At 64.5% G+C, this 14033-nt stretch carries 9 protein-coding genes; 4 read left to right on the forward strand and 5 right to left on the reverse strand.

The window, feature by feature from the left end:
* Positions 1-69 precede the first annotated feature (69 nt).
* The 5 genes from K0F86_RS18510 to K0F86_RS18530 are packed head-to-tail and all read right to left on the reverse strand — an operon-like array spanning position 70 to position 9329.
* Positions 70-798: a DUF2135 domain-containing protein gene (locus tag K0F86_RS18510; RefSeq protein WP_219135764.1), complete on the reverse strand. Its 729-nt coding sequence runs from the start codon at positions 796-798 to the stop codon at positions 70-72.
* A 29-nt stretch (positions 799-827) separates the two neighbouring features.
* A complete protein-coding gene (locus tag K0F86_RS18515) occupies positions 828-2486 on the reverse strand; it encodes a DUF2300 domain-containing protein (RefSeq protein ID WP_219135765.1) in 1659 nt (552 codons plus the stop codon).
* Positions 2487-2509: 23 nt separating this feature from the next.
* Positions 2510-7063 carry an alpha-2-macroglobulin gene (locus K0F86_RS18520; RefSeq protein WP_219135766.1) on the reverse strand — a complete coding sequence of 1518 codons (4554 nt, stop codon included), beginning with the start codon at positions 7061-7063 and terminating at the stop codon, positions 2510-2512.
* On the reverse strand, positions 7060-7725 hold the full coding sequence (locus K0F86_RS18525) for a DUF1175 domain-containing protein (RefSeq protein ID WP_257572225.1): 666 nt from the start codon (positions 7723-7725) through the stop codon (positions 7060-7062). The genes K0F86_RS18520 and K0F86_RS18525 overlap by 4 nt, the downstream gene beginning before the upstream one ends.
* Positions 7722-9329 carry a DUF2138 family protein gene (locus K0F86_RS18530; RefSeq protein WP_219135768.1) on the reverse strand — a complete coding sequence of 536 codons (1608 nt, stop codon included), beginning with the start codon at positions 9327-9329 and terminating at the stop codon, positions 7722-7724. Before K0F86_RS18530 ends, K0F86_RS18525 begins: the two co-directional genes overlap by 4 nt.
* A gap of 134 nt (positions 9330-9463) precedes the next feature.
* Between K0F86_RS18530 and K0F86_RS18535 the strand changes: the two genes are divergently transcribed.
* Genes K0F86_RS18535 through K0F86_RS18550 form a run of 4 tightly spaced genes read left to right on the forward strand, consistent with a single transcriptional unit; the run spans position 9464 to position 14027 of the window.
* Entirely contained in the window at positions 9464-10972 is a 1509-nt protein-coding gene (locus tag K0F86_RS18535; RefSeq protein ID WP_219135769.1) for a B12-binding domain-containing radical SAM protein, read from the forward strand.
* Between the two features lie 57 nt (positions 10973-11029).
* Positions 11030-12163, forward strand: coding sequence for an ABC transporter permease (locus K0F86_RS18540; RefSeq protein ID WP_219135770.1), 1134 nt, complete (start codon positions 11030-11032; stop codon positions 12161-12163).
* Positions 12163-13068, forward strand: a complete 906-nt coding sequence (locus K0F86_RS18545) for an ABC transporter ATP-binding protein (RefSeq protein ID WP_219135771.1) — start codon at positions 12163-12165, stop codon at positions 13066-13068. Before K0F86_RS18540 ends, K0F86_RS18545 begins: the two co-directional genes overlap by 1 nt.
* Positions 13068-14027, forward strand: a complete 960-nt coding sequence (locus K0F86_RS18550; RefSeq protein WP_219135772.1) for an MlaD family protein — start codon at positions 13068-13070, stop codon at positions 14025-14027. Before K0F86_RS18545 ends, K0F86_RS18550 begins: the two co-directional genes overlap by 1 nt.
* Positions 14028-14033: the final 6 nt, after the last annotated feature.

Below are 14033 nucleotides of genomic sequence, written 5' to 3' on the forward strand. Positions count from 1 at the left end.
CATCGTTCAGCGAGGGGGCGAATTATAGCCCTGCCCCGCGCGCCCCGCAAGGGCTATTTTCGGTCCTTTTTATGGCAAGACAAACGATTTGACCAAGGTCAGCTCGCCGGCGGCCCGCATCGGAACCTGGAAGCTCTGCAGCTTTTCACGCGGCGTGCCTTCGTTGGTGATGATCGATAAGCGGGCGACGGTCAGCATGGCGGTGTTCTCGCCGCTGCCGTAGTAATTCACATAAACGTGATAGTTGCCCTTCAGGGGCGCGGCACTGGAAAAGATTTCCGGGCCATAGCCAGTGGTCACGTCCACATCCAGCGCGCCGCCATCTTTCAAGACGCGATTACCGTACCAGGCGTGGCCACCGTCCGGCGTGACCACATGCAGATCGAGGTCGGTGCCGGCGCTGTCCCAGGACAGCACGATGCGCAAGCGCGCCTGGGTCTTGCCCTGATAGCTATCGACAAACTGGGTGCGCGCGCGGCTCTTGCCATCGGGCGAGCGCACTTCCACGCTGTTCGAGCCGCTGCCGAAGCCATACGGTCGCCCATAGCTGCCGTCCTCGCCCACTTCCATCGGCATCGCCACGCCGTTGACCACCAGGGTGGCGGGCTTGCCCTTGATAGCGCCTGCGATACGCCCCCGTATCTGCGCCGTCTCGGCTTGGCCCGGCTGCAGGTTGACCGACGCGGCGGGGTAGTTGACCGCCTGCGTGTATTCCTCAGTCGCACCGGCCGAATTGCGCCAACCGCTCCTGGGAGCGTCGATGGTGACCTGGGCCTGCGCCCAAATTGGCAATAACATCAGGGGAATCGAGCAACGGATATAAAAAATCACAGGGCCTCCAGGTTAAGGTCGACGAGCCGGCGAGCCAGCCGCTCGACATATTCTTCATCCTGGCCGCGCGGATGACGGCGCAGGCCAAGGTGCAAGTATTCATGGGCCAAGGTGATGCGGTCTTCGCGCGTGGCAAGCGGGCGCATGAAGATGCGGTTGCGCGACTGTTCCGAATACGGCGCGCCGCTGGACAGGGCACAGACCAGCGGCGCTTGCGGCGGCGCTTCGTAACCGGCCTCGCGCAGCAGCACGCGCTGCCAGCGCGGCACGGAGCGCGCCAGCCAATCCTCGTTCTGCGCCAGGCGCCGACAACGCGCGCCAGTATTGCCAAAGGTGCTCAGCGCGCCGCCGGGATAGGCCGTCGCCAGCAATTCATCATAGTGCTTGCCTTGTCTGGCCTGGCGCACCGCCTCGCTCCACGCCATCGTGCCCTCGGACGACAAGGTGCTGTGATAACGCACGGTGACGCCATCGACGATCAGCTGATCGGTCCAGCGCGCAATGGCCAGCGCCGCCGGCGTGGCAGGGCTGGGACTGACGCGCTGGGTCGCGCTGCTGTCGGCGATCTGCTGGCAGCCCGCCACGCTCACCGCGTTCTGCTGCAAATACGTGCGCGCGGCGATCGCCAGCGCCTTGGCCGCTTCCGGCTCATCAGTACTCGCTTCGCGATCGAGCACGCGCGCCACATATTCATTGACGCCGAAGCGGCCGCGCACTTGCGGGCGGCCGCCCTTCTCCTGCAACAGCATCAACTCGCCGCTGCTCCGCAAGGCGAGGTTCTGGCCATTTTCGAATTGCACATGGTAGCGCCCATTCAGCGGCCCGGCCATGGCCACGCCACGTTCGCCGCGCACGGCACGAATCGGATAGCGCTTGAAGTAATCGACCACCACGCAGCCGCCATCGTCGGCCGCGCCGACTTTCGGCAAGCTGGCGGCCAGCCTGGGCGCCCACTGTTCAAAGACATTGCTGCTGCCGCCCGCGCCGCCAAACCAGATCGGCGTGCCGTCGGCCAGCCAGCCGGCCGCGCCGCCGATACGTTCGTCGGCCCGGCGCTGCTCGTGCCAGGAATACGTCTTCACGCGCAGCTGGCTGCCGAACCAGCGCGCCGTACCTGCCCCTCGACCATCGAGCACCACGCGCAACAGCGCCGCTTCTGCATCCATCCGGCTGGCAGCCGGTATGCTGTCGAGCGCGCGCAGCAGGCTATCCAGCCGTACCAGGCGCCCCGGCGCCAGCTGGACGGGATCCGCCAGCCAGGCAAAGTCGCCTGCCGGGGCGCTACCTAAACGGGTGGTCCAGTATTTGCGCCACGGCGCGGCCGTAATCATCAGGCGCTGGGGAGAGAAGAAAGGGCCGCAGGACTGCGCCAGCGCCGCGTCGTGGCCAATGCTCTGGCCCGCATCGCAGCAATATACTTCTTCCGGATCGCGGCCACCGCAGCGGTAGTCCGGCATCGCCACCTTGTTATCGCTGGCGTATACATAGACGAACAGCTTCCACAAGCTGGCCAGCGGCACTTGCCGCGCGCCGCCAAACGGCAGCGGCGCCGTGCCGCCCTGACGCAGCTGGCGCACCTCCATCTTGCCGTCGCGCCACCAGGCCACATCCAATGAAGCCGACCAGGCAGGCATGGCCAGCAGCGTGGCAAGCATCAATGCTGGACATGCAAAGCCCATCACTCGACCTTCAGCGCGCGCGTGGTCTTGCCGCCGCCCTCGAGGGCTTTCTGCTCCGGCTGGTACATGCGGTAAAAGCGCGCCGGCGGCAGCACGTAACTGCCCTTTTGCGCGAAGCGCAGCAAATGGCGCACCGTCACGTCGCCGGCCAAAGGCTCGATCGGCACAGCATAGCCGTCGCGGCGCTCCGTGTGGCGCGCGCGTTCCAGCGCGGCCGGCTTGTCGCCCGCCATGACCATGCCCCAGGTGGTCGATTCGACCACGGCACCGGGCGGCAGCGCCACTTCCAGCAAGCCAAAACGGTGCTTCGCGCCCGGTGCTGCTTTCAAGGTGACTTCATCGAGGTACAGCGCGTCCGTGCTGAGCGCCTCACCCGGCTTGACCAGCTCCGTCGTGTAGCCGCCCTTCCCTTGCTTCATGCGCAGGATGCGTCGTTCGACGGCGACCGGCAAGGTCTGCGTTTCTGCCGCGTGACTGTCGTACTGCAGCACGGCCACCGTGCCCGCAGGCGCGGGTGCAGCGAGACGCAGTTTGTCAGGCAAGCCCCTGGCGTCAAGCCAGCGCCAGAGCGGCTGGCCGCTGCGGCTTTCGCGTTTTTGCCAGGCGCCGTCCAGCGTGACGGCCGGCCCCTTGCCGAACGATGCGCCGCCCAGCTTCTTTTGCACCCACATCAACGTCATCGCACGGTCGAGGGTCGGCATTTCGGCGCGCACGCCGGCCAGCACCGCGTCGGCCTGCGATGGCGGTACTTCGCCGGCCAGCATCAGCAAGGCCTGCGCCACCGGCGCCTTCGATTCGCGCAAGACTTGCCAGGCGCTGGCCACTTGCAGCTGCAGCCCATGCGGCAAGGCGATGCCGTTCTGGCTGGCGACCAGCGCCACCAGACCCAGCGCCATCGCTTGCGCCTCGCGATCAAGGGCGCCGCCCAGCAGCAGGCTGCCGCTGTCGCCCGCCTGGCGCGGCTTGCCGCCCAGGACGGCAATGGCGCTGTCGTCCACCAGGCCCGCTGCCAGCGTCTGCGTGGGCAGGCCCATCTCACGCGCCATCCACAGCACCAGCGCGCGGTCGCCCACCGCATCCTTCAAGCCATGTTCGCTGTAGACGGCCAGCAGCTTGTTCCAGTGCTCGGGCGGCAGCTCGATGTGCAGCGCGCGCGCCGCGTACCAGTCGGCGTAATAGGCGTACGCCGTCATCAAGGCATTGCCGGCCGTGGCGTTGCCCCACCAGCCAAAGACGGCGTTCGGACCGGCCATCGACACCAGCCGCAAACGCTGCGCGGTCAGGGTCGCCTGCAAGCGTTCATACGGCGCGCCGGCGTCCGGGCCCAGGCTTTGGGTGGCCAGCGCCAGCGGAATCAGCCGGCTGGCCGTCTGCTCCACGCAGCCATAGGGATAGTCGATCAGGTCGTCGGCAATGCGCGCGAACTGGCTGGCCGCGCCTTGCGCGAACGCCACGCGGATATTGCGCGCGTCCGCCGGCAGCTTGAGTGCAATATCAGCAGTGGCGCCATCGAGCGGCAGCACCAGCGAGCGCGGGCTGCTCCAGGCGGCGGGCAAGGTTTGCATGGTCGCCTCTAACGCGTCGACCAGCTTGCCATTCTGTTTCACGTCCAGGCGCAGCGGCCCGCTAGCGCCAGCAGCGAGCGGGAACTCGACGTAATTGACACCCGGCTTGGCGGACAGCTTTTCCGTCTTCGGCTGCGCGCCGCCCGAGAGGACGACGTCGAGCGCCTGCTCCTTGCCCGTCTGGTTGAACACGGCCACCGAGGCGCGCGGCGCATCGCCGGCGCGCATCCAGTCCGGCGCCGTCCATTTGGCATAGAAATTTTTATCGGAACGCAGATAGGCGGTGCGCTGGCCGACGCGACCTTGGCTATCCATCGCGCGTCCCGTGATCCTCCAGCGGGTCAGCGCGTCGGGCATGGTGAAGCTCACGCGTGCGATGCCATTCGCATCGGTTTTGATCGATGGCGCCCAATAGGCTGTGTCGATATTGTCGCGGCGCGGACGTTCGAGCACCTTGACGCCGCGCTCGTTGTAGTTGTGGCGCGCGGGCGCGCCGGCAGTGCGCCCCTGCGCCATGTCGTAGCTGATGAAGGACAGGCTGGCCGTCGTGCGCACGTTGTTGCGGCGCGGGTGATAGAAGAAGTCGCCGATGTCCGGCGCGATTTCCGGCTGCAGCACATAGATCATTTCATCGACCACGCCCAGCGCCAACAGGGTGCTCAGGGGCTTGCCGTCCAACGTCGCCTTGACGTCCAGCGTGACCTTCTCGCCCGGCTGGTAGACTTCCTTGTCGCTCTTGAATTGCAGCGCGATGCGCGGCTCGATCACTTGCAGGCCGGCGTTCTCGAAGACGAAGTCGCCATTGCGCGTGTACGCCACCGAGAACGTCATGTTCGGGCCATGCTCTTCTTTTACCGGGATGCGCACTCTCCACTGCCGCGGCGCCACGCGCTGCGCCTGGTACCAGTCAGCGGCGCCGGCCATCAGGCCATGGTGTTCCACCTTGTCGCGTTCTAAGGTGAACAGCGCCTGGTCGACCTTGTCGGAAAAGGTGATCAGCGCCTCGGCCGTGTCGCCCGGGCGATAGCGGGCGCGGTCCAGCACGATCTCGATGCTGCCCGGCGTCGTCTGCACGCCATCCCCCGAAACCCAGTGGCTGGCGGCGGCCAGCAAGTTGCCGCGTTCGTCGCGCAGCGCCAGCTGATACGAACCCGATGCCGGGAATGTCACATCCCAGCCCTTGGCGTTGGGATCGAAGGCGCCCTCGGTCTTGCTCTGTTTTTCCAGCTGCACCATCTGCCAGCGCACGGGCTTGGCCGCACCCTGGCCGTCGGCCAGCAAATCGAAATGCACGTTTTGTCCCGGATCGGAAAACTGGCGCGTGGCCTTCAACTGATAGCTGCTGCTCGAGCGTTCTATCATCAGCTCGCGCGTCGCCTTGACGCGGTAGGCCGCGCCATCGGTCGCCAGCACGGTCAATATGTAGCGCGAGGGATCGGCGGCCGGCGGCAAAGTGAAGTCCACATTGCCGCTGCCATCGCTCGTCACTTCCTCGGTTTTCAGGGACACCGGGAACAGGCCGCTGTAACGCAGCTCGCCCTCGACCATGGTGTTTTGCTGGCCGCGCAGCGACAGGATCATCTTCGCGTTTTTCACCGGTTTGCCATCGGGGTAGCGCAGCGTGATGCTGCCCTTGACCGCTTCGCCCGTCTTGAACTCGGGCTTGGACGGCTGGACGTTGATTTCAAAGTGCGGCTTGACGTATTCGGCCACGCGGAAGGCCGCGCCATATACGTCGTCCTTGTAATTGAAGCGCAGTTCATAACCGCCGGCGGTGGCTTCCGTGGGCAGACGGAAGCGCGTATCGGCGCCCGTGTCGCCGGACAGCTGCAGCGTTTGCGTCAAGAGCGGCGTGCCGTTCGGATTGAGCACGGTGAGACTGACAGGCGCGCTGGCCGCGGCCTGCGATGCGCGCGCCGACGTAAATTCACGGCCCAGGAACTTGACGTTGACCTCGTCGCCAGGCCGGTACAGGGGCCGGTCGGTCACGGCATAAATCTTGGTGTTATAGATTTCACTGTCATAGTAAAAATTCTCGGACACGAACACGCCGCCGGCGCGGTCCTGGCCCAGCACATACGTGTGTTCGGGGCTGCCGCGTTCGAGCGACGCGACACCGTCGGCGCCGGTGACCGCTGACTGCAGCACGCCCGTGCCGTCGGTCCACGCCACGCTGGCGCCGGCCACGGCGGCGCTGTTGTCGCGCCGCGCCGTCCACACCAGCATCTGGCCGGACGACACCTTGGTGACGGCCACCGTATCCGACACGAACACCAGGGTGGTGGCGCGGTGCTCACCGATGATCGCTTCGACCAGGTACAAGCCCGGCTTGCGTTTGCCCAGCGGGATCATCACATTGCCGGCGCCGGCGACGATGAAGTCGCTGCTGGAGCCATCGAGCTTGACGCCTTTCGGCGGCGCGATGGCCTTGGCTTGCCAGATCGGATAACGGAAGCTGTCGACCAGCTCCATGCCCTTGATCGGTTTGTACTGCGGATGGTTGGCGAACACGGTCGGCTTGCGGATCGCATCGTTCGTCGCCAGTTGCGGCTGCTCTTTCGTAACCGCGCGGCGCGCCTCGCCGGAAAACAGCTTGCGCCAGGCCAGGCGCGACTGCTTCCACCAGCTATCCCACAGAAAGCTCAAGGTGTTGGCCAGGCCTTCGCCCTGGTAATTGCCCTCGACCTGGATGCGGTGCAGATTGCGCTGCTTTTTCAGGAATTCCATCGGTTCGGGCACGCGGTAGACGACGATGTCGGCGCCCGAATACGCTTCCAGGTTCATGCGCCCCATGTCGCGGCCCGGCACTTCCAGGCGCACGCGCGCTTCATCAAGACTGCCATAACTGGCGTCCGACAGCAGGAAGAAGGGTTCGCCCTTGAAGGTGCTGTAGTTGCTAGGCTCGCGTTGCTGCGCCGAGGCGCCGCCAATGAGCAGCAGCGCCAGCAGGCTGGCAAATAGCAGCTTCATGAGAAAAATCGGCTTCATGATAAAAACGCCAGCCGGAACACCCCGGCGAAATTGGGATTGTTGACCACAGGTTGCCACCGCGTGTCCTTCCAGCTCGTGAGTTCTTTGATATCGACGGTCCGCAGACCATTGTCGTCGGGGGTGACGGTGCCGGTGTGGTAGGCGATGCGCGCCCCCATCCAGACCATCAGATGTTGTTCGTCCCCCTGGTCGAAAAACAGCAGGTCGCCGGGCAGCGCCTGGCTGATCTCGCGGGCGACGAAGCGGCTGTTGTGCTGCACCAGCGCCAGCGCCGTGACGAAGGGGCCGATGCTGCCGTCCGTTTGCACCCAGCGGTTGCGCAAGGCGGCCTGGTCCGCGCTCAGTTCCAGCTCGGGCGGCAATCGCCGGTCGCTGGCGATGCCGTTCGCGCGCAGCCACTTCGCGTCATGCACGGTCAAGGCTTCATTGACGGCAAAGCGCACCAGGCCGGCGCAATCGCGGTGCGTCCAGCGCGGCGACGGGCCCCGTTCGATCTGCGCGTTGACGATGCGCAGCATCCAGGCCTGGAAGGCGCGGCTCTGGGCCTGCGACAGCAGCACTTGCGGCTCGGCGGCCGCACGCAGGGCCCAGGCCTTAGGTGCGGCAACAGCGGCGACACACACCGCCAGCGCAGCGCGCCGCCCATGCGACACCATCATCGCGCCGTCTCCTGCCATTCCAGCGTTTCCCACGACGTGCCGCTGGCTGGCTGCCGCTTGAGCACCATGCGCAGCGGCGGATATTTTTTCAAGGCGTCCAGGCGCGGCACCAGGTGTTCGTTGGCGGCTGCGCGCAAGACCGGTTCGTTATTGGCCGGCAGGGTATCGAAGGCTTCCAGCTGGATCAGCCGGGCCAGCGAGGCCGGCGCGATCAGGCCGATGGTGCGCGCGCCATCGGGCAGCAAGTCGCTGGCCGCCGGCGCCTGCTTGCGGCGCACGACCAGCACCTGGTCCACCAGCTTGCCGTCGGCCGAGAAGACAACCGTATTGCCGGCCACGGCCAGGGCCGGCGTGGACTGGCCGAGGGCTGTGGCGACGCTGCGCTCCCAGCGAATGGCGCCATCCTTGCCGGTGGTCTTGCGCACGGGGTCCTTGCCGCCGATGGCCGCCTCGAACAAACTGCCATATACAGCGTCGTCGCCTGCCTGCGCACTGCGCGTGGCCACAAAAACCGGCGTATGCAGCCGCGAAGTGCCATACCAGCACGCGGCGGCGGGGCCTTGCAAGTGCCCGGCCAGCGACACCACCGGTGCGGATGCCTTGTCGCCCAGGCGCTTGAGCACGGGCTGCAGCGCGGCCCAGTCCACCGGCACGCTGAAGCAGGCGCTCGGGTTATGCGGCAGCACGGGCCACAGGGCGCTGCTGTCATAAGCACCGTTTTTCAGTTTATCGGCATTGAGCAGCACCTTCGATTGCCAGGCGCCCTGTTGAAAATCGAAACGCAGCGCTTCGAGCGCGCCAAAGAAGGGCTGGTAGCCGAACGACAGGAAGTCCGCCTTGACGGCGATGCTGTGGCCCTCGGGCGCGGCTGGATCGAGATGGAATTGCGCGTGAAAGACGTTTTGTTTCGCCGGCTCCGGCGCCAGCAGGCTGGCCACCGTTTTCTCGGCCGTGCCATCGCCATGCTTGCCGTCGCCGCCGCCATACAGCATGCCGGGATGGGAAAGGATGACCAGGCGCTGGCCGTGCGCGGCAAACAGCAAGGTGCGCTGCCAGGCGTAATTGAGCGCATACACGGGCACCTGGCCGCCATCGACGCGCAAGCTGCCGGCCACGCGCATTTGCGTATCCTTCAAGGCGATCTTGCCCGCTTCTTCCAGCAGGCGCGTCAACTGGCTGCGCGACACGGCGATGGCGAAATGCTTGAGCGAGCCGTCGGCGTCGCGCCACAAGGCCACTTCCGCCGGCTGGTCCAGCACCATGCGCAGCAGCTGGTCGCCCCAGCCCAGTTCATGTTCGTAGGCGATGCGGCGCAGGCTGCCCTTGAGTCCCAGCCGGTCTTCGCTCTGCTCGTAATAGAACAGAAAATCCTCGCGCAGCACGTCGCGCGCCAGCGGCACCGTCAACAGGTCGCGTGGCAAGGCCGACAGGCTTTTCGTGCGGATCAGCGCATCGGGCCGCGACAAATCGAGCTTCAGGCCGTTAACCGGCCCCAGCATGCCCCAGCCGAAGACCCGGTAAGCGACCAGCGCGGCCGCCACCAGCGCCACCCCGGCCAGCGCCCCGACCAGGACTTTCTTATTGAGTACTTTTTTCGCCAGCACCTTGTATCCCTTTTTACCAGCCGTAGCATTGACAAGTTAGTAATTATTGACAAATGGTAACATGGCATTTGTGGCCGCAGCGCACAGCTGACGCGACAGCGTAAAATAGCGGTTTCGCCGTTTCCATCGCTCCCATGACCATCCTGCTCTCCACCCTGAACGCCCGCTACACCCACGCCTCGCTGGGATTGCGCTATCTGCTGGCCAATATGGGGCCGTTGCAAGCGCAGACGCGGTTGCAGGAATTCGTCATTGGCACCAAGACCACGGAACTGGTCGAGCGCATCCTCGTCAACAAGCCGCGCATCATCGGTTTCGGCGTATACATATGGAACGTCGAGGAAACGACGAAACTGGTGGCCATGCTCAAGCGCGTGGCGCCCGAGGTCATCATCGTGCTGGGCGGGCCGGAAGTGTCGCATGAGGCGGGCGAGCAAGAGATCGTCAGGCTGGCAGACTACCTGATCACGGGCTGGGGAGACGTCACCTTCCCCAAGCTGTGCGGCGAGATCCTCCACGGGCCGAAACCGCTGATGAAGATCCATGCCGGCGTGCAAGCGCCGCTGGCGGAACTGCAGCTGCCCTACTCCTTGTATACAGACGACGATATCCGCCACCGCACGATTTACGTGGAAGCGTCGCGCGGCTGCCCGTTCAAGTGCGAATTCTGCCTGTCGGCGCTGGACAAGACGGCCTGGCCCTTCGCGCTGGAAAATTTCCTGGCCGAAATGGAGTCCTTGCATGCGCGCGGCGCGCGCCTGTTCAAGTTCGTCGACCGCACGTTTAATCTGAACATCAAGACCAGTTTGAAGATCATGCAGTTCTTTCTGGACAAGATCGAAGCCAACCCGGACGATCCCATCTACGCCCACTTCGAGCTGGTGCCCGACCACTTGCCCGACGCCTTGAAAGAAGGCATCAGCAAGTTCCCGCCCGGCGCGCTGCAGTTCGAGATCGGCATCCAGAGCTTCAATCCGGACGTGCAAGCGCTGGTCAGCCGCAAGCAGGACAATCAAAAGGCGGCCGACAACATCCGCTGGCTGTGCGAAGAATCGAACGCCCACCTGCACGTGGACTTGATCGCCGGCTTGCCGGGCGAGGATGAAGCGAGCTTCGCGGCCGGCTTCAACAAGCTGGTGGCCTTGAAACCGCATGAAATCCAGTTCGGCATATTAAAGCGGCTGCGCGGCACGCCCATCATCCGCCACACGGAAAACTATGGCATGGTGTTCGATCCGCACCCGCCGTACACCATCCTGGCAAACAAACAGCTCGATTTCATGAGCATGCAGCGCCTGGTGCGCTTCGCCCGCTACTGGGACCTGGTCGCCAACTCGGGCCGCTTCGCCAATACGGTGCAATGGATGCTGGGCGAGTCGCCGTTTGAAAACTTCATGGACTTTTCGAACTGGCTGTACGCCCACACGGACGCCACCCACCGCATCGCCATGGAGCGCCTGGCCAAGCTGGTGGCGCAATGGCTGCAGACGCGCGGCATGAGCACGGTCGAGGCCAATGCCCTCGTGGCCAGCGACTATGCGGGCGGCGCGCAAGCGGCAAACCACGCCAAAACCAGCGACCAGCCGAAGGCGCACCTGGAGGCGGCAATACCGCAGCGACAGGCGCGCCATCTGGCCTCCTGAAAGCGTGACGATTGAACATCGGTGGCGGTCTGCGCCATTCTCCCTTAAACTGGCAAGATGCCGACTGTACAATCGCCGAAACTGACCCTCTCCCAGACCAGCTCCCAACAGGGAGCCCTTGTCACTGCCAGCGGCACCTGGCAGGTGCACGCGCTGGCGCATGACAATGCCATCAAGGCCATCGACGCCCAGCTCAAGCCCTTGCAGGGCGATGCGAAGACGCAATGGGACCTGTCGGCCATCGACAGCATGGACCATATCGGCGCCCAGCTGTTCTGGAATGCCTGGGGCAAGCAGCGCCCCGCGCAGCTGACCCTGGCGCCATCGCAGGAAGAGTTTTTCCGGCGCATCGAAGAGACTGGCCCCCTGGAAACGCCGCCCTCGCGCGCCAATCGCCTCACGCCCGTGATGAAGCTGGGCATGACCATCCTGCTGTTTTTCGAACATTTGAAGGGCTTTATTGCTCTGGTCGGCCAGGTGACGCAGGATATCGGCCGCTTCGCGCGCCACCCGATGCGCGGACCATGGCGTGAGATTTCCGCCAATATCTTCCATGCGGGCTTCCAGGCGCTGGGCATCACGGCCCTGGTCGGCTTTCTGATCGGCGTCGTGCTGTCTTACCTTTCCGCGCAGCAACTGCGTGCCTTTGGCGGCGACATCTACCTGGTCAACCTGCTGGGCATGAGCGTCATCCGCGAACTGGGGCCGCTCCTGGCGGCCATCCTGGTGGCCGGCCGCTCCGGCTCGTCCATCACGGCCCAGCTGGGCGTCATGCGCGTCACGGAGGAGCTCGATGCCATGCTGGTGATGGGCATTTCGCACGGTTTCCGCCTGATCATGCCAAAAGTGCTGGCCCTGGCCATTTCCATGCCCCTGCTCGTCATCTGGACGGACACGGCCGCGCTGATCGGCGGCATGGTGGCGGCCAAGGTGGAATTGAATCTGTCGGCGCGCTATTTCATCCAGAAGCTGCCGGACGCCGTGCCGCTGGCCAACTACATGATCGGCCTGGGCAAGGGCGTGATTTTCGGCATGCTGATCGCCCTCGTCTCCTGCCACTTCGGCCTGCGCATCAAGGCCAACACGGAAAGCCTCGGGCACGGCACCACCACCGCCGTCGTCACGGCCATCACCGTGGTGATCCTGGCCGACGCCGTATTCGCCATCGTCTTCAATGGAGTGGGCTACTGATGGCGAACGACACCGATATCGCCTGCAAGGCGAGCGAGGGCCAGGACGGCCAGTTCAACCTGCATGGCAACGCGCCCGTGGTGGAAATCACCAACCTGTGGACCAAGTTCGGCCGCACCGTCGTGCACCAGGACTTGAACCTGGAAATCGAACGGGGCGAAATCCTGTCCATCGTGGGCGGCTCCGGCACGGGCAAGACGGTGCTGCTGCGCCAGATGCTGGGCCTGGAACATCCGGCGCGGGGCTGCGTCAAAGTCTTTGGCGAAGATATCAACAAGGCAAGTTCCGACCAGTTGCAGCAATTGCGCAATCATTGGGGCATGCTGTTCCAGCAAGGCGCCCTGTATTCGGCCCTGACCGTGTTTGACAATGTGGCGCAACCGATGCGCGAATTGCGCGTGCTGCCCGAGGCGCTGGTGCACGACGCGGTATTATTGAAGATGAACATGGTGGGCCTGGGCCCGGAACATGCGCTGAAAATGCCGTCGGACTTGTCTGGCGGCATGATCAAGCGCGTGGCCTTGGCGCGCGCCCTGGCGCTGGAACCGAAGCTGCTGTTCCTCGACGAACCGACGGCGGGCCTGGATCCGGACTTGTCGGAAAGTTTTGTCTCTTTGATCCAGTCGCTGCACCGTGAGCTGGGCTTGACGGTCGTCATGGTCACGCATGACCTCGACACCCTGTTCGCCCTGTCCACGCGCATCGCCGTGCTGGCGGAAAAACATGTGATCGCCATCGGCCCCACGCGCGAGGTGATCGAAGTGGACCACCCGTTCATCAAGCAATTTTTCCTTGGCGACCGCGGCAAGCGCGCGCTGGCCGTCCTCGATGAAAAACAGGCGGCAGCAAGCAATGCGGCACAGCCAGGCGCTGACGCCGGCACAGACAAGAAAGCGGAGAAGTAATGGAAAACAGATCGCATGCCCTGATGACGGGATTTTTTACACTCACCCTGCTGGTGGCCGCCATTCTGTTCGGCGTCTGGTTCAACCGCGACCGCGTGGAAAGAGTCCCGTATTTGCTCGCCACCACCCTGTCCGTGCCGGGCCTCAACCCGCAGGCGACCGTGCGCTACCGGGGCCTGGAAGTGGGCAAGGTCGACGCCATCGACTTCGACACGCAAAAGGCGGGGCAAATCCTCGTGCACATCAGCGTGGCGCCCGACACGCCCGTCACCAATACCACCTTTGCCACCCTCGGCTACCAGGGCGTGACGGGCATCGCCTACATCCAGCTCGACGACGAGCATGTGGGTTCGACGTTGCTGGGTACCAGCAAGGACAAGCCTTCCATGATTCCCCTGCGCGCCGGCTTGCTGGACCAGCTGGAAAAACGGGGCAAGCGCATCCTCGACCAGGCCGAGCAAATCACCAACAAGGTCAACAACCTGCTCAGCCCCGACAACCAGGCCGCCATGCTGGGCGCTTTCAATGAAGTGGGCAAGGCGGCCAAGGCCTTCGGCGCCATTCCGCAGCAACTGGAACCGACCCTGACGCAATTGCCGCAACTGACGGAACAAACGCGCCAAACCCTGACGGCCGTCAGCACGGCCAGCAAGAACGTGTCGGACCTGACGGCCACCTGGAAAAAGCTCGGTAACGACATCCAGGCGCCTGGCGGCGTGCTCGACAAGGTCAATGGCACGGTTGAGCGGGTCGGCAATTCGGTGGAAACGGTGGCGAATGGCGTGTCGCTGGAAGTCTTGCCGCAGGTAATCGAGCTGAGCGGCGAGGCGCGCTCCTCGATGCGCGCCCTGAAAACCACCATGAGCACGCTCAATGAACAGCCGCAGAGCATCTTGTTCGGCGCCCCAGACATTCCGCCCGGCCCGGGCGAGCCCGGTTTTTCGGCACCGGGCAAATAAGGAGAA

It is taken from the genome of Janthinobacterium sp. UMAB-60 (genome assembly GCF_900095235.1).
In the GTDB taxonomy this organism is placed as follows: domain Bacteria; phylum Pseudomonadota; class Gammaproteobacteria; order Burkholderiales; family Burkholderiaceae_D; genus Janthinobacterium.